Here is an 18,964-nt window from a genome sequence, read left to right as displayed (position 1 = left end):
TGCTATTGAGCTGCTGCTTATTTGATCTGGTATAACAGGTATAAAGGTATGCCGATAATTCAAATATGACAGAGAGGTTTCTATGGCTGTGAACTTACGTGGGGTTATGCCCGCACTCCTGACTCCGTTCGACGAGCAGCAGCGTCTCGATAAAGAGAGCCTGCGCCGCCTGGTGCGCTTCAACATTGAGCAGGGCATTGATGGTTTGTACGTAGGCGGTTCCACCGGTGAGGCTTTTGTTCAGAGCCTGTCTGAGCGCGAAGCGGTACTTGAAATTGTGGCGGAAGAGGCGAAAGGGAAGGTGGCGCTTATCGCCCACGTGGGCTGTGTCAGCACCGCAGAAAGCCAACAGCTGGCGCACGCCGCCAGTCGGTACGGTTTTGATGCGGTGTCTGCTGTCACGCCGTTCTACTACCCCTTCAGCTTTGAAGAGCACTGCGAGCACTACCGGGCGATCATCGACTCGGCGGATGGTCTGCCGATGGTGGTCTACAACATTCCGGCGTTGAGTGGCGTGAAGCTGAGCCTTGAGCAGATAAGCACGCTGGTCACGCTGCCGGGCGTTGGTGCTCTAAAGCAGACTTCCGGCGATCTCTATCAAATGGAGCAGATCCGTCGCGCGCATCCGGATCTGGTGCTTTACAACGGTTACGACGAAATCTTTGCCTCCGGACTGCTGGCGGGAGCCGACGGCGGGATCGGCAGCACATACAACATTATGGGCTGGCGCTATCTGAACATCGTAAAAGCGCTGAAGGAAGGTGATATCGCGACGGCGCAGCGGCTGCAAACCGAGTGTAACAGCGTCATCGATCTGCTTATCAAAACCGGCGTATTCCGTGGCCTGAAAACGGTACTGCACTTTATGGATGTGGTGGCGGTTCCGCTATGTCGTAAACCGTTTTCACCGGTGGATGAGCAATACCTGCCTGAACTTAAGGCTCTGGCTGAGCAACTAATGGCGGAAAAACGCTAATCTATTGCCGGATGGCACTGCTGCTGTCCGGCTCCACCACAATAGAATTGTCGGGAGAGTAAAATGAGTACTTCTGCCCCAAACATCCCGTGGTATCGCCATCTCAACAAGGCACAATGGCGGGCGTTCTCCGCCGCCTGGCTTGGGTATTTGCTCGATGGTTTTGATTTTGTCCTGATTGCTCTGGTTCTGACTGAAATACAGGGTGAGTTTGGTCTGACGACGGTACAGGCGGCAAGCCTTATCTCGGCGGCCTTTATCTCTCGCTGGTTTGGTGGATTGATGCTGGGGGCGCTTGGCGATCGCTACGGCCGCCGCCTGGCTATGGTGTCCAGCATTGTCCTGTTTTCTGTCGGTACGCTTGCCTGCGGCTTTGCCCCAGGTTTCACGACTATGTTCATTGCCCGCCTGGTTATTGGCATGGGAATGGCGGGAGAATACGGATCGAGCGCAACCTACGTCATTGAAAGTTGGCCAAAGCATTTACGCAACAAGGCCAGTGGTTTTCTTATCTCTGGTTTTTCGGTGGGAGCGGTGGTAGCCGCTCAGGTTTATAGCCTGGTGGTCCCGGTGTGGGGCTGGCGGGCGCTGTTTTTCATCGGCATTCTGCCCATCATTTTTGCCCTGTGGTTACGTAAAAACATTCCTGAGGCAGAAGACTGGAAGCAACGTCATGCTGGAAAAGCGCCGGTACGCACCATGGTGGATATGCTCTATCGCGGTAAGTACCGGGTGTTGAACGTAGCCATGACGCTGGTGGCCGGTGCATCCCTGTGGTTGTGCTTTGCCGGAGACATGCGTAACGCGGCGATTGTCGCGCTGCTGGGGCTACTGTGTGCCGGGATCTTTATCAGCTTTATGGTGCAAAGCAGCGGTAAACGCTGGCCTACAGGCGTCATGCTGATGGTCGTGGTGCTGTTCGCTTTCCTCTACTCATGGCCCATTCAGGCACTGTTGCCGACCTATCTGAAAACCGAACTGGGCTACGACCCTTCCACGGTGGCACGGGTTCTGTTTTTCAGTGGTTTTGGTGCGGCGGTGGGCTGCATCGTCGGCGGTTTCCTCGGTGACTGGCTCGGTACTCGCAAAGCCTATGTCTGCAGTCTGCTGGCTTCTCAGGTCCTGATTATTCCGGTGTTCGCGATAGGCGGATCCAGCATCTGGATCCTCGGCTTTCTGCTCTTCTTCCAGCAGATGCTTGGTCAGGGGATCTCCGGGATCCTGCCGAAGCTTATCGGTGGCTACTTCGATACCGATCAGCGGGCGGCAGGTCTTGGTTTTACCTATAACGTAGGTGCTCTGGGTGGCGCACTGGCGCCGGTGATCGGCGCACTTATCGCTCAGCGTCTGGATCTGGGAACTGCGTTGGGATCGCTCTCATTCGGGCTGACCTTCGTGGTCATTCTGTTGATTGGCCTTGATATGCCTTCTCGCGTGCAGCGTTGGCTGCGGCCAGAAGCGTTGCGCACGCACGATGCCATCGACGGAAAACCATTCAGCGGTGCGGTGACTCGCGCAGTGAAAAGCAATGTGAGGACGCACCCATGACCACACTTGCCATCGATATTGGTGGTACCAAACTGGCGGCAGCGCAGGTTGATGATAATTTGCAGATAGTCAGCCGACGCGAGCTTCCGACACCGGCGAGCCACACACCACAGGCGCTGGCCGGAGCATTGAAAGCCCTGATCCAACCGTTGCTGCCTGGCGCTGCGCGCATTGCCGTTGCCTCGACGGGGATTATCCATCAAGGCGTACTGACGGCAATTAACCCCGCTAACCTCGGCGGGCTGGCGGCTTTTCCGCTGGTCGAGACGCTTTCCGCGCTAAGCGGGTTGCCTTGTGTCGCACTGAACGATGCTCAGGCGGCGGCGCTGGCGGAATTCCATGCGCTGCGGATTCCGGTGCAGGAGATGGTGTTTATCACGGTTTCTACCGGCGTCGGCGGCGGGATAGTTAGCGGTGGAAAGCTGCTGATCGGCCCGGGCGGTCTGGCAGGGCATATTGGTCATACGCAGGCAGATCCGCATGGTCCGCGCTGTGGCTGTGGCCGTATCGGCTGCGTCGAAGCGATTGCCTCGGGCCGGGGAATTGCCGCTGCCGCTAGCGGCAACCTGCAGGGCCTCGACTGCAAAACGATTTTCTCTCGCGCAGCGTGGGGAGATAGTCAGGCCTGCGAACTGGTGGCTCACTCCGCCCGTACGCTGGCGGCGCTGATTGCAGATATTAAGGCGCTGACCGACTGCGAATGTGCTGTTGTCGGGGGAAGTGTTGGTCTGGCAGAGGGCTATCTGGCACAGGTTCGTGGTTTTCTGGCCGAGCAGCCCGCTGCTTTCCAGACCCCCCTGCGTGCGGCGCATTATCGACATGATGCAGGGTTGCTGGGAGCCGCCCTGTGGGCACAAGGAGTCACACGATGATCACCGGAAATATTCAACATTTGCAGGCGGCTGGATTATCACCGTCTCTTATTGCTGCTATCGACAGGGCGCTGTCGCTAGCACCCGCTAAACTGGAGCCCGGCCGCTATGAGCTGCAGGGAGACAGGCTTTTCATGAATGTGATGCAGTTTGTCACCCAGCGGCCGGAGGAGAAACAGGCCGAGCTGCACCGACGCTATATCGATATCCAGATCCTGTTGGCGGGAGAGGAGCAGATCTACTACGGCGCAAACGGCAGTGCTCGCGAGTGCGGGGACTGGCATGAGAGCGATGACTATCAGCTGTGTCACACTATGACAGAAGAACAGTGCCTGACGCTGACTGCTGGGGAATTTGTGATATTCATGCCCGGCGAACCGCATAAGCCAGGGTGTAGTCTGACTGCACCACAGGAAATAAAGAAAGTGGTGATAAAACTGGAGTTCGCTGAACCCGGGTGAAATTTCACAGAAAGTCACCTTTATTACCACTTTCGATGATAGTTCTTTAATAGTTAATCTATTTTGATAGTATGACCCCGAGTGGTTCCCACTGATATTCACCTTGATTGAGTGGAACCTTTTATCCCGCCCTTTAATCCGCAGGGCGGGATTTTTTTAATCTTTGCTGACCTGTGATTTAAGAAAGTTCACCCACTCGACAATCGGCGGGGAAAGGTATTTCTCTTTTTGGTACACAATATAGAGATTACGGAAAAAAGAGTCTTCGACGGCTAGCTGAACCAGGTGCGGGCCGTAGAAAGGGTTATTCAGGCAGGCTCTCGAAATAAAGGTGATACCTAACTGATGATGCACGCTGGACAAAATAGCATCGAAGCTATTGAGTGAAATCGCTATTTGTGGATTATCGAGCTTCATTGCTAGTTGATTATCAAAGTAATGGCGGCTGGCAGATTCTGTTTCCCTCAGGATCCACTTTTCCTGACTCAGCCGTGCGTAAGAAACGACGCTCTCGCCTGCCAGTGGATGTGAGCGTGAGGCAACCACAACCATCTCATCCTGCATCCAGAGCTGGCTTTGCTGAGAGATATCTACCACCGGGCCTTCCAGCAAGGCAATATCAATGTCAAAGCGGTTGAGCAAGCCATGGATCGCGTGAATATTCTCCGTAATCACTTCCGGCAACCACCCGGCTTCACGCTTAAAATCGCTCAGCATCGCTGGCAGCAGAAACGAGCCGATAGATTTAGTACAACCCACCTTAATGGCCGGTGGCGCTGCGCTGTGGCTGAACTTCTCTTCGAGATATTTTGCTCTGGTGAGTAGCTCATCGGCGAGGGGGATGAGATTCATCCCGGCCTGGTTGACATAGAGCCGGGCATGTCGCCGGTCAAAAAGCCGGGTGCCCAGCTGTTGCTCCAGGGCGGCCAGATTTTGCGAAAGCGCACCTTTCGTCATGTGCAGCGCCTCCGCTGCGGCGCTAAGATTGGTATGACGGATCACCGACATAAAAACAATGAGTTGCTTCAGGGTGAGATTCACTGATTAGCACTCCTAAACGGTTCGTTTAAAATAATTAGATTTTATAAACGAAACGATAGCACTAAACTCTGCCTCAGAACAAACATTGAGGTGGCTATGAACCAGGACAAGTTTGCATACTATATTCCGCTATCGGCTCTTCTTCTTTTTATTGCTTGCGTCATCTGGGCACTCTTTTTATAAAGTGCCACCGGGAGGACCATGAAAACGAGTACTGAAATATTGCATCGCTCAGTCATTATCGATTTGATCGAGAGGCTTTCAAGTAACCTATTCCATCAACACACGCTGGATGAGATCTCTACAATATCTGGTTATTCCAAAGGCTACCTGCAGCGAATTTTCATGGAAACCAGCCATGACACCGTGGCGAACTTTTTCCGTAAGGTCAGAATAAGACATATCATCGATGATATTAAATATTCATCGATTCCCTTCGCTGAGCTTTACCCGCAATATGGCTTTTCATCGCAGCAGGTGTTTTCTTGCCAGTTTAAGCGTGTGACCGGATGTACTCCTGGGAACTGTCGTAAAAATATGGCCTGTGAAAACTGTATTGAGTTGGATGTATAAGCGCATTCCTTGCATTGGTTTACATATCTTCGCGTTTCCTGAGACAAACAGGAGAATAATACCGGCGCATAATTCTTTGGTTTTTTATTAAGTTATAGGGAAATAAGGTATGTTAAAAAATATCGCGCTTGGGGCGGTACTGACGCTGAGTGCCTCTTTCGCCATGGCGGCACCGTTAAGTGAAGGCACGCAATATACCACGCTTGCCAAACCGGTGGCGGGTGCCCCGGAGGTGGTTGAGTTTTTCTCCTTTTATTGCCCACCCTGTGCGGCGTTTTCCGGTACTTATAAAGTCGGTGAAGCCATTGATAAACGGTTACCGGACGGTGCCAAAACCGAGAAATACCATGTCAGCTCGATGGGGGCGATGGGTAAATCGCTTACGGAAGCCTGGTCAGTGGCTAAAGCGCTGGGGGTGGAATCGCGGGTGGAGCAGACGCTCTTCGCGGCGGTGCAGCAAAGTAAAACCATTCACAGCGATGCGGATATTCGCCAGGTCTTTCTGCATGCGGGGGTTTCAGCTGATGAATATGATGCCGCTAAAAACAGCTTTGCCGTGAAGGCGCTGACAGAAAAACAGGAGCGAGCCGCCGAGCAGTTCGGCGTGACGGGGACACCATCGTTTTATGTCAAAGGTAAGTATCAGGTGCGCAATAACGGTATTGGTGTGAATACACCAGAGGGTTATGCCCCGGCGTTTGCGGAAGTCGTGAGCGCGCTGGTTGAGAAAAAATGAGTGAACGAGTGGGGGCAGTCACCCCCCACTCGCTGTGGCTTAAACTTCCAGGTAGTTCAGGATGCCGTCCGCCGCTTTACGGCCTTCGGCGATCGCGGTAACCACCAGATCCGAACCGCGCACGATGTCACCACCGGCGAAGATTTTCGGGTTGCTGGTCTGGAAGGCATTCTCGCTGCCTTCCGGTGCCACGATGCGGCCCTGTGGATCCAGCTCAACGCTATGTTTCTCCAGCCAGCTCATGCTGTGCGGGCGGAAACCAAACGCCATTACCACCGCGTCAGCAGGGACGACGTGCTCTGAGCCCGCAACGATTTCCGCGCGACGACGGCCTTTGGCATCCGGTTCGCCCATTGCGGTACGCGCCATTTTCACACCGCTTACCTTACCGTTAGCATTCACCTCAACGCCTAAAGGCTGCACGTTGAACTGGAACTCGACACCTTCTTCGCGCGCGTTTTTCACTTCGCGTTTTGAACCCGGCATGTTCTCTTCGTCACGACGATAGGCACAGGTAACGTGAGTCGCGCCCTGGCGAACGGAGGTACGTACGCAGTCCATCGCGGTATCACCCCCGCCAAGAACGACCACGCGCTTACCTTCCATGCTGACATACGGCTCGTCGGTGGTTTCACCGTAACCCATAATCTGCTTGGTGTTGGCGATGAGGAACGGCAGGGCGTCAAATACACCGTCTGCGTCTTCATTCTCCAGACCACCGCGCATAGACTGATAGGTGCCAACGCCGAGGAATACCGCGTCGTACTCTTTCAGCAGGTCGTCTAACTGCACGTCACGACCGACTTCGACGTTGAGTTTGAACTCGATACCCATTCCGGTGAAGATTTCGCGACGGCGGGTCATCACCTCTTTTTCCAGCTTAAAGGCCGGGATCCCGAAGGTCAGCAGGCCGCCGATTTCCGGATGACGGTCGAATACCACCGCTTTAACGCCGTTACGGGTCAGCACGTCGGCGCAGGCGAGGCCCGCCGGGCCAGCGCCGATAATCGCCACTTTCTTGTCGGTCTGGCGAACGCCAGTCATGTCAGGACGCCAGCCCATTTCGAACGCTTTATCGTTGATATAGCGTTCGATGTTGCCAATGGTGACGGCACCAAACTCATCGTTCAGGGTACAGGAACCTTCGCACAGGCGGTCCTGTGGGCACACGCGGCCGCAGACTTCCGGCAGAGTGTTAGTCTGATGCGACAGCTCGGCGGCTTCAAAAATACGCCCCTCGTTGGCGAGCTTCAGCCAGTTCGGGATGTAGTTATGCACCGGGCACTTCCACTCGCAGTACGGGTTGCCGCACGAAAGACAGCGGTCTGCCTGCGCCTTGGCCTGGCCTTCGGAAAACACCTCGTAAATCTCCACAAACTCAATTTTGCGGATCTTGAGCGCTTTCTTCGGCGGGTCAACGCGCTGCAGGTCGATAAATTGATATACGTTCTGGCTCATCTGAATTCCTTACTGCGCCTGCACGCGCAGCTCAGCTGCGCTACGACTACGGTGACCCAACAGTGCTTTGACATCGCTGGACTTCGGTTTAACCAGGGCAAACTTCGCTGAGAACGCTGGCCAGTTGGCGAGGATCTCCTCTCCACGCGAAGAGCCGGTATGCTGCACGTGCTCGGTAATAAGCCCACGCAGGTGCTCTTCGTGGATAGCGAGCGTGTCTACCGCCAGCACTTCCACCAGCTCCGGGTTCACGCGTTTGCGGAAGTCACCGTCTTCATCCAGTACGTAAGCGAAGCCACCGGTCATGCCCGCGCCAAAGTTGACGCCGGTTTTACCGAGCACGCAGACAATACCGCCTGTCATGTATTCACAGCCGTTGTCGCCAATGCCTTCGACGACGGTGATGGCACCAGAGTTACGCACGCCAAAACGTTCGCCCGCGCGGCCCGCCGCATACAGGCGACCCCCGGTGGCACCGTACAGACAGGTGTTACCGATGATGCTTGCATCACAGCTACGGAAGGCAGAACCCACCGGCGGACGTACCGCCAGCAGACCACCTGCCATGCCTTTGCCGACGTAGTCGTTGGCATCGCCAGTCAGGTACAACTCAACGCCGCCGGCGTTCCACACGCCGAAGCTTTGCCCGGCGGTACCGCTGAAGTGAGCGGTAATAGGATCTGCCGCCAGGCCCTGGTCGCCGTGAGTCTGGGCGATATAACCAGAGAGAGATGCGCCAACGGAGCGGTCAGTATTACGGATATCAAACCAGAATGTTTTGCTCTGCTTGTCATCAACGAACGGTTTCGCCTGCTGCAGCAGTTGAGCGTTAAGCACCCCGTTATCAAACGGCGGGTTGTGCTCGGTGCAGTACACCGCTTTCCCCGGGTGCGGTTCAGCAGTCTCCAGCAGTTTGCCGAGATCCAGTTTTTGCTGTTTGGCGGTGAAGCCTTCCAGCTCTTTCAGCAGGTCGGTACGGCCAATCAGGTCAACCAGGCGCGTTACGCCAAGCTCGGCCATCAGCTCACGCACTTCACGGGCGATGAACTGGAAGTAGTTCGTCACTTTGAACGGCAAACCATGGTAGTGATTTTTACGCAGCTTATCGTCCTGGGTAGCAACACCGGTCGCGCAGTTGTTCAGGTGGCAGATACGCAGGTATTTACAGCCCAGCGCCACCATCGGGCCGGTACCGAAGCCGAAGCTTTCCGCACCAAGGATTGCCGCTTTGATGATGTCGAGACCGGTTTTCAGACCGCCGTCCACTTGCAGACGAATCTTGTGGCGCAGACCGTTGGCAACCAGCGCCTGCTGCGTTTCCACCAGCCCCAGCTCCCACGGACAACCCGCGTATTTCACGGAGGAAAGCGGGCTTGCACCGGTGCCGCCGTCGTAACCAGCGATGGTGATGAGGTCCGCATAGGCTTTTGCCACACCGGTGGCAATAGTGCCCACGCCCGGTTCAGACACCAGTTTCACTGAGATCATCGCTTTTGGATTGACCTGTTTGAGGTCAAAAATCAGCTGCGCCAGATCTTCAATCGAGTAGATATCGTGATGCGGCGGTGGTGAAATCAGCGTGACGCCCGGGACGGAGTAGCGCAGTTTTGCGATGTATGGGGTGACTTTATCACCCGGCAACTGACCGCCTTCTCCCGGCTTCGCGCCCTGAGCCACTTTAATCTGAATCACGTCAGCGCTGACCAGATACGCCGGAGTCACGCCGAAGCGGCCCGAGGCCACCTGCTTAATGCGTGACACTTTATTCGTGCCGTAGCGAGCCGGATCTTCACCGCCCTCGCCGGAGTTGGAGTTACCGCCGATGCTGTTCATTGCTTCCGCCAGCGACTCGTGAGCCTCCGGGCTCAACGCGCCGATGGACATCGCGGCGGTATCAAAGCGCTTGTACAGTTCGCTCGCCGGTTCGACATCATTGAGGCTGACGGCGGTACCGTCCGGGTTCAGCGCCAGCAGATCGCGCAGGGTGGCGGCGGGGCGGTTGTTCACCAGCGTCGCATATTCCTGATAATCGCTGTATTCACCGCTCTGCACCGCCTGCTGCAGGGTGCGCACCACGTCCGGGTTGTAGGCGTGGTATTCACCGCCGTGAACGTACTTCAGCAGCCCGCCCTGAGCCAGCGGCTTGCGGGCAAGCCACGCGCGTTTGGAAAGGTTCAGCAGATCCTGCTGGAAATCGTCGAAGCCAGCACCGCCGATACGGCTCACCGCGCCCTGGAAGCAAAGACCAGAAACGTCGGCATGCAGGCCAACCGCTTCAAATAGCTTCGAGCAACGGTAGGAGGCAATGGTCGAGATGCCCATTTTGGACATGATTTTGTACAGGCCTTTGTTGATGCCGTTACGGTAGTTCAGCATCACCGTGCGGTAGTCTTTGTCGATAGCTTTGCTGTCGACCAGTTTTGCCAGCGTTTCGTAGGCCAGATACGGGTAGATAGCCGTCGCACCAAAGCCCAGCAGCACCGCGAAGTGGTGCGGGTCACGGGCGCTTGCGGTTTCGACAATGATGTTGGCGTCGCAGCGCAGGCTCTTATCTACCAGACGGGTCTGGATAGCACCCACCGCCATCGGCGCCGGTACCGGCAGACGGTTTTTTGCAATATTCCGGTCCGAGAGCACCAGCAGAACGGTGCCGTTGCGGACCATTTGTTCGGCTTTGTCGCACAGCGCTTTCACCGTCTCTTCCAGCGTCGCCCCGGTGACATCAAAGGTGATATCCAGGCGGTCGGCGCGGTAGTGCTCTTCCTTCATGGTCGTGAGCTGGGTGAAGTCGGAGAACAGCAGGATCGGCGATTTAAAGCTCAGACGGTGCGCCTGGCCTTCTGCTTCGCAGAACACGTTCATCTCGCGGCCAATGCTGGTGGCAAGGGACATCACGTGTGCTTCGCGCAGCGGATCGATTGGCGGGTTAGTCACCTGCGCAAACTGCTGACGGAAGTAGTCGTAAATGATGCGCGGCTGGCTGGAAAGCACGGCGAACGGGGTATCATCACCCATCGAGCCTACAGCCTCCTGACCGTTTTCACCGAGCACGCGGATAACCGAGTCCAGCTCTTCCGCGCTGTAGTTAAACTGTTTCTGGAAGCTCGCGAGCATATCGTCGTCCAGCTCGCGGTGGCCGACGTCTTCATCCGGCAGATCTTCGAACGGCACCAGGCGGCGGACGTTTTTCTCCATCCACTCTTTGTACGGGTGACGGCTCTTCAGATCGTTATCGGTTTCCGCCGAGTGCAGAATCCGGCCCCCGCGGGTGTCGATAACCATCAGCTCGCCCGGGCCCACGCGGCCTTTCTCAACCACTTCATCCGGTTGGTAGTCCCAGATGCCGACTTCTGAGGCACAGGTGATGAGCTTGTCTTTGGTGATGACGTAGCGCGCCGGGCGCAGGCCGTTACGGTCGAGGTTACAGGCAGCAAAGCGACCGTCGGACATGACGATACCCGCCGGGCCGTCCCACGGCTCCATGTGCATGGAGTTAAAGTCGAAGAAGGCGCGCAGCTCCGGGTCCATATCCGGGTTGTTCTGCCAGGCTGGCGGCACCAGTAAACGCATGGCGCGCACGATATCCATCCCGCCTGCCAGCAGCAGCTCGAGCATGTTGTCGAGGGAGCTTGAGTCGGAGCCGGTTTCGTTGACGAACGGCGCAGCGTCCTGCAGATCCGGGATCAGCGGAGTCTGGAATTTATAGGTACGGGCGCGGGCCCACTGGCGGTTACCGGTGATGGTATTGATCTCGCCGTTGTGTGCCAGATAGCGGAACGGCTGTGCCAGCGGCCAGCGCGGCACGGTGTTTGTGGAAAAGCGCTGGTGGAACAGGCAGATGGCCGACTCCAGACGCAGATCCGCAAGATCCAGGTAGAAGCGCGGCAGATCCGCCGGCATACACAGACCTTTATAGATGTTCACGAGGTTAGACAGGCTACAGACGTAGAAGTCTTTGTCTTCCTGCAGACGTTTTTCGATACGGCGACGAGCGATGAACAGACGACGCTCCATATCGCGCGGGCGCCAGCCTGCCGGGGCGTTAACAAAGATTTGCTCGATGCGCGGCATGGAGGAGAGGGCGATTTCGCCGAGCACGCCTTCGTTGGTCGGCACGTCACGCCAGCCGACAATCGACAGCGTTTCACGCTGCAGTTCTTCTTCCACCACACGGCGGGAAGCGCTTGCCAGTTCAGCGTCTTTGTTCAGGAAAATCATCCCGACGGCGTAGTTTTTGGCTAAACGCCAGCCGCGTTCTTCAGCCACCAGGCGGAAGAAACGGTCCGGTTTTTGTAACAGCAGGCCGCAACCGTCGCCGGTTTTACCATCGGCGAGGATCGCTCCACGGTGCTGCATACGGGCCAGTGCGTGAATAGCGGTACGCACTACCTTGTGGCTAGGTTCGCCTTCTATGTGGGCGATCAGGCCGAAACCACAGTTATCCTTCTCAAGGGATTTATCGTACAACATATCAGTGAACCTCCCCAGGCTCTACGGGACGACCTCCGAACCGATTGCGCGCAGGCGCAGCAAGGGCATGGCGACGGGGTTCGGTGTTTCATACACCTGCCTCGCATTCGCCCTCTAGTATCCTTTTCGCATCGGTGCACAAGTATTGAGGACTTGCTTCAGAGGGAATCTCAATTACTGCATAAATATGATGAGCAGAGCGCTCATCCAGAAAGCTTCCAGCGGATTTCCAACTTATCGGGAATCTGCACACAGGTCAAATGGCAAACTTATTGATAGAAAAATGTGCTAGTAGGTAGTTATGTTAATGATAAGTAATGATATATCAGTAATTTTATCGTAAAGATTCTGTCAGGGAAGTGGCGATTGAGTGTGATCTGTCTCACTGTATGAAAGCGGTATTAGCCCTTTAGTGTGCTAAAGTCGACATTTCCGACAGATTTTTATCCTGGTAATGCTGCTAAAGTCGCTTCATGCCTCTGTTTTTTACCATGCCGAAGAATAGTGAAAAAAAGCGTTCTGACATAAGTAAAAGTCATCGCCTTTAGGCTGAATGAAGTTGCAGTAATTGTGCTTGAATATGCAATAAATAAAAGGCGACCGTGGCGATTGATCCAGGTCATCGCCAACAGAGCGTAAAAATGGCAGGCTTGGCCCCTTTGTTGAGGCCGGTTTACCAGATTATGCAGTTACAGAAATTAGTCAATATGTTTGGTGGGGATCTTACGCGCCGTTATGGCGAAAAGGTTCATAAACTCACGCTGCACGGTGGGTTCAGTTGCCCGAATCGCGATGGCACCATCGGCCGTGGCGGCTGTACCTTCTGTAATGTCGCCTCCTTTGCTGATGAAGCGCAGCAGCACAGCTCTATTGCCGAACAGCTGGCGCATCAGGCTCTGAGGGTGAACCGGGCTAAATGTTATCTGGCCTATTTCCAGGCCTACACCAGCACCTTTGCGGAAGTGCAGGTGCTGCGCTCGATGTATCAACAGGCCGTGGCCCAGGCGAGTATCGTTGGCCTCTGCGTTGGTACGCGTCCGGACTGCGTTCCTGAAGCCGTGCTTGATTTGCTGAGCGATTACCACGAGCAGGGCTATGAAGTCTGGCTGGAGCTGGGCCTGCAGTCGGCACATGATAAAACTCTGCATCGCATTAACCGCGGCCATGATTTTGCCTGTTATCAGAATACCACCCGACTGGCGCGGGCACGGGGGCTGAAGGTGTGCTCACATCTGATTGTTGGTCTGCCGGGTGAAGGACAAACCGAGTGTCTGCAAACTCTTGAACGGGTTGTTGATACCGGGGTTGACGGTATTAAGCTGCACCCGTTACACATCGTCACCGGCAGTATCATGGCGAAGGCGTGGGCAGCGGGCAGGCTTGACGGCATTGCGCTTGATGAATACACGGTGACCGCCGGAGAGATGATTCGTCACACCCCGGCAGAGGTGGTCTATCATCGTATTTCCGCCAGCGCGCGGCGGCCAACGCTGCTCGCTCCACTGTGGTGTGAAAACCGCTGGACCGGGATGGTAGAGCTCGACAAATACCTCAATGCTCATGGTGTTCAGGGATCTGCCGTCGGTTCTTGCTGGATCCCATAACGCATTTTTTACACTTCCTTCAACGCCTCGCTCAGAATTGGGTATTATTGAGCGAAGATGTGGCGAAGGGATCCCCTATGAAGCAAATCCGTTTACTTGCGCAGTATTACGTCGACCTGATGATGAAGCTCGGGTTGGTGCGTTTTTCCATGCTGCTTGCACTCGCGCTGGTGGTGCTGGCGATTGTGGTGCAGATGGCCGTGACCATGGTGCTGCACGGCCAGGTTGAGAGCATTGACGTTATCCGTTCAATCTTCTTTGGGTTGTTAATCACGCCCTGGGCGGTGTATTTCCTCTCGGTGGTGGTAGAGCAGCTTGAAGAGTCGCGTCAGCGCCTGTCCCGGCTTGTTGAAAAACTTGAAGAGATGCGCGAGCGCGACCTGAAGCTCAACGTTCAGCTAAAAGACAACATTGCGCAGTTGAACCAGGAAATCAGCGATCGTGAGAAAGCGGAAGCTGAGCGTCAGGCGACCCTTGAACGTCTGAAAATTGAAATGAAAGAGCGTGAAGAAGCGCAGATTCAGCTCGAACAGCAATCCTCTTTCCTGCGTTCTTTCCTCGATGCGTCTCCCGACCTGGTTTTCTACCGTAATGAAGATAAAGAGTTCTCCGGCTGTAACCGGGCGATGGAGCTGTTAACCGGGAAGAGTGAAAAACAGCTGGTTAACCTGAAGCCGCAGGACGTATACAGCGAAGAGGCAGCGGCGAAGGTGATGGAAACCGACGAGAAGGTGTTTCGCCATAACGTGTCGCTGACCTATGAGCAGTGGCTGGACTATCCGGATGGACGCAAAGCCTGCTTCGAAATTCGTAAAGTGCCGTATTACGACCGGGTGGGGAAACGCCATGGTCTGATGGGATTTGGCCGCGATATTACCGAGCGTAAGCGCTATCAGGATGCGCTTGAGCGCGCCAGCCGTGACAAGACGACCTTCATTTCGACCATCAGCCATGAACTGCGCACACCGCTGAACGGCATCGTCGGCTTAAGCCGTATTCTGCTGGATACCGATCTCACCAGTGAGCAGGAAAAATACCTGAAAACCATTCACGTATCGGCGGTGACGTTAGGCAACATCTTTAATGACATCATCGACATGGACAAGATGGAGCGCCGCAAGGTTCAGCTCGATAACCAGCCGGTCGACTTCACCAGCTTCCTCGCAGACCTCGAAAACCTTTCTGGCCTGCAGGCGCAGCAGAAAGGTCTGCGCTTTGTGATGGAGCCCGCTCAGCCGCTGCCGCATAAGGTCATTACCGACGGTACGCGCCTGCGCCAGATCCTGTGGAATTTAATTAGCAACGCCGTCAAATTTACTCAGCAAGGGAACGTTGCAGTGCGCGTGCGCTACGATGAAGGCGATATGCTGCACTTCGAGGTGGAAGACTCGGGGATCGGTATTCCGCAGAACGAGCAGGATAAAATCTTCGCCATGTACTATCAGGTGAAAGACAGTCACGGTGGCAAACCGGCGACAGGGACCGGTATTGGTCTTGCCGTTTCGCGTCGACTGGCGAAAAACATGGGGGGGGATATCACCGTCAGTAGCCGACCGGGCCATGGCTCCGTCTTTACCTTAACCGTGCATGCGCCTGCGGTGGCGGAAGAAGTTGATGGCACTCTTGAAGATGACGATATGCCGCTGCCGGCTCTGCATGTTCTGCTGGTTGAAGATATTGAGTTGAACGTCATCGTAGCCCGCTCTGTGCTTGAGAAACTTGGCAACAGCGTGGATGTGGCGATGACCGGGAAAGCCGCGCTGGAGATGTTTGCCCCGGGTGAATATGACCTGGTGCTGCTGGATATTCAGTTGCCGGACATGACCGGGCTGGATATTTCCCGCGAGCTGAAGCAGCGCTATCAGTCCGATGAGCTGCCGCCGCTGGTGGCGCTGACGGCTAACGTACTGAAAGACAAAAAAGAATATCTTGATGCCGGAATGGACGACGTGCTGAGTAAGCCGCTGTCCGTCCCGGCGCTGACCTCTATTATTAAGAAGTTCTGGGATACCTGTGAAGAGGAGGACGTAGTGACAGCGACCGACAGCAGCAAAACGCAGACCGTACTGGATACCGATATGCTCCAGCAGTATATCGAGCTGGTGGGACCAAAACTGATTACCGACGGCCTTGCCGTGTTCGAGAAGATGATGCCGGGGTATCTCGCGGTTCTGGAGTCTAATCTCACCGCCCGGGACCAGAAAGGCATTGTGGAAGAAGGACACAAAATCAAAGGTGCTGCGGGCTCCGTAGGCCTTCGTCACATCCAGCAGCTGGGTCAACAGATCCAGTCTCCCGATCTGCCCGCCTGGTGGGATAACGTTGGTGAATGGGTTGAAGAGATGAAAAGCGAATGGCAACAGGACGTTGAAACGCTGAAGGCGTGGGTTGCTCAGGCTGGAAAAAAATGACCCCGGCCAGGCCGGGGTGCGCGAATACTGCGCCAACACCAGGGAAATCGTGGCTGCGCCGGGATTGATTGTTGGAATGATAATACTCGGACGCAACCTGAGGATTCGGATTGCACGCCCATTAAGATAGCAAATCTTAAATATTTTGTTACGTGAATCAGTAAAATGTGTGAAGCATGGCGACTAAATCAGAATATTTAATTAGCTTTATCCAGTTTTGATTAAGGATCGAGAGATGAAAAAAGTAGGTGTCGTGCTGAGTGGTTGTGGCGTTTATGACGGCTCAGAAATTCATGAAGCAGTCCTGACGCTATTGGCAATTTCCCGTGCTGGCGCTGAAGCGGTCTGTTTTGCGCCGGATAAAAGCCAGTCTGACGTGGTCAATCACCTCGCCGGTGCGCCAATGGCGGAAACGCGTAATGTGCTTATTGAAGCCGCACGTATTTCTCGTGGCGCGATCCGCCCCCTGGCGAGCGCCAGTGCCAGCGAGCTGGATGCGCTGGTGGTTCCCGGTGGCTTTGGTGCGGCTAAAAACCTGAGCAATTTTGCCTCACAGGGTGCCGAATGTGTGGTTGATGCTGACCTTCTGGCGCTTTCACAGGCAATGCATGCGGCGGGTAAACCGCTTGGTTTTATGTGTATCGCCCCGGCGATGCTGCCGAAGATTTTCGATTTCCCGCTGCGTATCACTATTGGTACCGATATCGACACTGCGGAAGTACTCGAAGCGATGGGAGCGGAACATGTACCGTGCCCGGTTGATGATATTGTTGTGGATGAAGACCATAAAGTCGTGACCACGCCGGCATACATGCTGGCACAGAACATTGCGGAAGCGGCGACCGGTATTGATAAGCTGGTCGCCCGTGTGCTGGTTCTGGCTGAATGAGTCGAGGTCGCTCCCCGCTGGCATGGGCAAAACGCCTGATTATCCGTGTTCTGCTGGTGCTGGCGGTATTCTGGGGCGGCGGTATTGTACTGTTCAGCGTGCTGCCGGTGCCCTTCTCCGCAGTGATGATTGAGCGTCAACTGGGGGCCTGGATGCGCGGTGATTTTGGCTATGTTGCCCACTCAGACTGGGTGGGCATGGATGAGATATCACCGTGGATGGGGCTTGCGGTGATTGCCGCTGAGGATCAGAAATTCCCGGACCACTGGGGGTTTGACGTCGCCGCTATCGAAAAAGCGCTGGCGCACAACGAGCGTAACACCTCGCGCGTTCGCGGTGCCTCCACCATTTCGCAGCAGACAGCGAAGAACGTTTTTTTGTGGGACGGTCGTAGTTGGCTGCGCAAAGGCCTTGAAGCGGGGCTGACGGTGGGGATTGAAACCGTCTGGAGCAAAAAGCGGATCCTGACGGTGTACCTTAACGTCGCCGAATTTGGTGAAGGGGTCTTCGGGGTTGAAGAAGCCTCACAGCGCTATTTCCATAAGCCCGCCAGTCGTTTAACAATGTCAGAAGCTGCGCTACTGGCCGCGGTTTTGCCCGCCCCGTTGCGCTATAAAGCCAGTGCGCCATCAGGGTATGTCCGCAGCCGCCAGGCGTGGATCCTGCGTCAGATGCGACAGCTCGGAGGGGAAGGATTTATGCAGGATAATAAGCTGCACTAATGAATTGGTGGGGAGGCCGGATAGCGACGTAACCGTCTTATCCGACCTGGTTTTCACCGATTAGTCTTCGTCAAAACCGGCGTTAAACAGTGCGATGACCGCCGCCAGCGCTTCGACTTCCTGCGGGCCGCTGGCTTCTATTTCAATCTGGCGACCTTTTGCGGAATCCAGCATCAACAGCGCGATAACGCTGCTGGCTTCCGCTTCGGTGCCTTCATCGTTGCGCAGCAGCACCTCAGCGTCATACTCCTGAACCAGTTCGAACAACTTCATGGCTGGGCGAGCGTGCATGCCCAGCTTGTTGGTTATCTCAACGGTCTGTTTTACGGTCATGTTTTACGTTTTTCCAGCGTCCGGTGACGTGACTGAACGTTCTTCCCGCGGGAGCGGAAATAGTCGGCCAACTGCTCGGCGATATACACCGAACGGTGCTTACCGCCGGTACAACCGATGGCAACCGTCAGGTAGCTTCGGTTATTGGTTTCCAGCATCGGTAACCATAACTCGAGATAGCTGCGGGTCTGGTAGATAAAATTGTGAACTTCTGTGTGCCTGTCGAGGAAGGCCGCTACCGGTTTGTCCAGGCCGGTCATTGGACGCAGCTTAGGGTCCCAGTGCGGGTTCGGCAGGAAACGAACGTCGAACACGTAATCGGCATCAATCGGAATACCGTGCTTGAAGCCGAAGGATTCAAACACCATTGTCAGCTCACGCTCGCGTTTGCCAAGCAGTCGAGTACGCAGCATTTCTGCCAACTCATGCACCGACATCTCTGATGTATCGACAATAAGATCCGCGCGTGAGCGCAGCGGCTCCAGCAGGGCGCTTTCTTCATCAATAGCGCTTTCCAGAGACAGATTTTTACTGGAGAGCGGGTGCAGACGGCGAGTATCACTATAACGGCGAATTAGCGTATTGCGATCGGCGTCGAGGAAAAGCAGCTGTGGAGAGAACGCGTCCGGCAGGTTGTTCATCGCCTGCTCGAAAATCTCCGGGGATTCGGGCATGTTGCGCACGTCGATGCTGACGGCAGCCGAGATCTCGCGGTCAGCCAGCGTTTTGGCAAGCTCGGGTAACAGCACTACCGGCAGGTTGTCCACGCAGTAGAAACCCATATCTTCCAGCGCGCGCAGGGCGACGGATTTCCCCGAGCCTGAACGACCGCTGACGATCATCAGTACCATGTACCGTTTCTCCTCAGTA

15 protein-coding genes are annotated in these 18,964 nt (G+C 55.3%); 10 read left to right on the top strand and 5 right to left on the bottom strand.

Annotation, left to right across the window (positions count from 1 at the left end):
• Positions 1–82 precede the first annotated feature (82 nt).
• The 4 genes from nanA to nanQ all read left to right on the top strand — a co-directional run bounded on the left by nanA (position 83) and on the right by nanQ (position 3,857).
• Positions 83–976 carry an N-acetylneuraminate lyase gene (gene nanA, locus GYRE_RS13995; protein WP_038256042.1) on the top strand — a complete coding sequence of 298 codons (894 nt, stop codon included), beginning with the start codon at positions 83–85 and terminating at the stop codon, positions 974–976.
• A gap of 63 nt (positions 977–1,039) precedes the next feature.
• Positions 1,040–2,524 (top strand): MFS transporter, encoded by a 1,485-nt coding sequence (locus GYRE_RS13990; RefSeq protein WP_038256040.1) that lies wholly within the window; start codon positions 1,040–1,042, stop codon positions 2,522–2,524.
• Positions 2,521–3,396: an N-acetylmannosamine kinase gene (gene nanK, locus GYRE_RS13985; protein WP_038256039.1), complete on the top strand. Its 876-nt coding sequence runs from the start codon at positions 2,521–2,523 to the stop codon at positions 3,394–3,396. Before GYRE_RS13990 ends, nanK begins: the two co-directional genes overlap by 4 nt.
• Positions 3,393–3,857: an N-acetylneuraminate anomerase gene (nanQ, locus tag GYRE_RS13980; RefSeq protein ID WP_038256037.1), complete on the top strand. Its 465-nt coding sequence runs from the start codon at positions 3,393–3,395 to the stop codon at positions 3,855–3,857. The genes nanK and nanQ overlap by 4 nt, the downstream gene beginning before the upstream one ends.
• 156 nt (positions 3,858–4,013) lie before the next feature.
• Here the strand turns inward: nanQ and GYRE_RS13975 are convergent, their stop codons facing one another.
• Positions 4,014–4,898 carry a LysR substrate-binding domain-containing protein gene (locus GYRE_RS13975; RefSeq protein ID WP_038256035.1) on the bottom strand — a complete coding sequence of 295 codons (885 nt, stop codon included), beginning with the start codon at positions 4,896–4,898 and terminating at the stop codon, positions 4,014–4,016.
• Positions 4,899–5,099: 201 nt separating this feature from the next.
• Here GYRE_RS13975 and GYRE_RS13970 point away from each other — a divergent pair, with 201 nt between their 5' ends.
• Together GYRE_RS13970 and GYRE_RS13965 are read left to right on the top strand one after the other, a co-directional pair.
• Positions 5,100–5,471: a helix-turn-helix domain-containing protein gene (locus tag GYRE_RS13970; RefSeq protein WP_006818087.1), complete on the top strand. Its 372-nt coding sequence runs from the start codon at positions 5,100–5,102 to the stop codon at positions 5,469–5,471.
• A gap of 109 nt (positions 5,472–5,580) precedes the next feature.
• A complete protein-coding gene (locus GYRE_RS13965; protein ID WP_038256033.1) occupies positions 5,581–6,207 on the top strand; it encodes a DsbA family protein in 627 nt (208 codons plus the stop codon).
• A 39-nt stretch (positions 6,208–6,246) separates the two neighbouring features.
• On the opposite strand, the gene GYRE_RS13960 is transcribed toward GYRE_RS13965, so the two are convergent.
• The gene (locus tag GYRE_RS13960; RefSeq protein WP_006818089.1) at positions 6,247–7,665 is read right to left on the bottom strand and encodes a glutamate synthase small subunit; all 1,419 of its coding nucleotides are present in this window, start codon (positions 7,663–7,665) and stop codon (positions 6,247–6,249) included.
• A 9-nt stretch (positions 7,666–7,674) separates the two neighbouring features.
• Positions 7,675–12,135, bottom strand: a complete 4,461-nt coding sequence (gene gltB / locus GYRE_RS13955; RefSeq protein WP_038256031.1) for a glutamate synthase large subunit — start codon at positions 12,133–12,135, stop codon at positions 7,675–7,677.
• 683 nt (positions 12,136–12,818) lie between these two features.
• Between gltB and mnmL the strand changes: the two genes are divergently transcribed.
• The 4 genes from mnmL (at position 12,819) to mtgA (ending at position 17,761) form a co-directional block, all read left to right on the top strand.
• Entirely contained in the window at positions 12,819–13,739 is a 921-nt protein-coding gene (gene mnmL / locus GYRE_RS13950; RefSeq protein ID WP_038256029.1) for a tRNA modification radical SAM protein MnmL/YtqA, read from the top strand.
• Between the two features lie 77 nt (positions 13,740–13,816).
• Positions 13,817–16,150, top strand: coding sequence for an aerobic respiration two-component sensor histidine kinase ArcB (gene arcB / locus GYRE_RS13945; RefSeq protein WP_006818092.1), 2,334 nt, complete (start codon positions 13,817–13,819; stop codon positions 16,148–16,150).
• 235 nt (positions 16,151–16,385) lie between these two features.
• Positions 16,386–17,039: an isoprenoid biosynthesis glyoxalase ElbB gene (gene elbB, locus GYRE_RS13940; RefSeq protein ID WP_038256027.1), complete on the top strand. Its 654-nt coding sequence runs from the start codon at positions 16,386–16,388 to the stop codon at positions 17,037–17,039.
• Complete coding sequence (gene mtgA / locus GYRE_RS13935; protein WP_006818094.1) at positions 17,036–17,761, top strand: monofunctional biosynthetic peptidoglycan transglycosylase; 726 nt, start codon at positions 17,036–17,038, stop codon at positions 17,759–17,761. Before elbB ends, mtgA begins: the two co-directional genes overlap by 4 nt.
• A gap of 60 nt (positions 17,762–17,821) precedes the next feature.
• Here mtgA and npr read toward each other — a convergent pair whose 3' ends face one another.
• A complete protein-coding gene (gene npr / locus GYRE_RS13930; RefSeq protein ID WP_006818095.1) occupies positions 17,822–18,094 on the bottom strand; it encodes a PTS phosphocarrier protein NPr in 273 nt (90 codons plus the stop codon).
• Positions 18,091–18,945: an RNase adapter RapZ gene (gene rapZ / locus GYRE_RS13925; protein ID WP_006818096.1), complete on the bottom strand. Its 855-nt coding sequence runs from the start codon at positions 18,943–18,945 to the stop codon at positions 18,091–18,093. The genes npr and rapZ overlap by 4 nt, the downstream gene beginning before the upstream one ends.
• Positions 18,946–18,964 lie beyond the last annotated feature (19 nt).

The sequence above is a fragment of the Yokenella regensburgei ATCC 49455 genome, assembly GCF_000735455.1.
Taxonomy (GTDB): Bacteria; Pseudomonadota; Gammaproteobacteria; order Enterobacterales; family Enterobacteriaceae; genus Yokenella; species Yokenella regensburgei.
The sequence above is the reverse complement of the archived record's forward strand: the minus strand, read 5'-3'. Positions and strand labels throughout refer to the sequence as shown.

Bases quoted from the DNA above. Each gene is read 5' to 3' on its own strand.
- rapZ (WP_006818096.1), bottom strand. From the start codon at position 18,945: ATGGTACTGATGATCGTCAGCGGTCGTTCAGGCTCGGGGAAATCCGTC.
- GYRE_RS13965 (WP_038256033.1), top strand. From the start codon at position 5,581: ATGTTAAAAAATATCGCGCTTGGGGCGGTACTGACGCTGAGTGCCTCT.
- nanQ (WP_038256037.1), top strand. From the start codon at position 3,393: ATGATCACCGGAAATATTCAACATTTGCAGGCGGCTGGATTATCACCG.
- gltB (WP_038256031.1), bottom strand. From the start codon at position 12,135: ATGTTGTACGATAAATCCCTTGAGAAGGATAACTGTGGTTTCGGCCTG.
- nanA (WP_038256042.1), top strand. From the start codon at position 83: ATGGCTGTGAACTTACGTGGGGTTATGCCCGCACTCCTGACTCCGTTC.
- nanK (WP_038256039.1), top strand. From the start codon at position 2,521: ATGACCACACTTGCCATCGATATTGGTGGTACCAAACTGGCGGCAGCG.
- npr (WP_006818095.1), bottom strand. From the start codon at position 18,094: ATGACCGTAAAACAGACCGTTGAGATAACCAACAAGCTGGGCATGCAC.
- GYRE_RS13990 (WP_038256040.1), top strand. From the start codon at position 1,040: ATGAGTACTTCTGCCCCAAACATCCCGTGGTATCGCCATCTCAACAAG.
- arcB (WP_006818092.1), top strand. From the start codon at position 13,817: ATGAAGCAAATCCGTTTACTTGCGCAGTATTACGTCGACCTGATGATG.
- GYRE_RS13960 (WP_006818089.1), bottom strand. From the start codon at position 7,665: ATGAGCCAGAACGTATATCAATTTATCGACCTGCAGCGCGTTGACCCG.
- elbB (WP_038256027.1), top strand. From the start codon at position 16,386: ATGAAAAAAGTAGGTGTCGTGCTGAGTGGTTGTGGCGTTTATGACGGC.
- GYRE_RS13970 (WP_006818087.1), top strand. From the start codon at position 5,100: ATGAAAACGAGTACTGAAATATTGCATCGCTCAGTCATTATCGATTTG.
- mnmL (WP_038256029.1), top strand. From the start codon at position 12,819: ATGCAGTTACAGAAATTAGTCAATATGTTTGGTGGGGATCTTACGCGC.
- mtgA (WP_006818094.1), top strand. From the start codon at position 17,036: ATGAGTCGAGGTCGCTCCCCGCTGGCATGGGCAAAACGCCTGATTATC.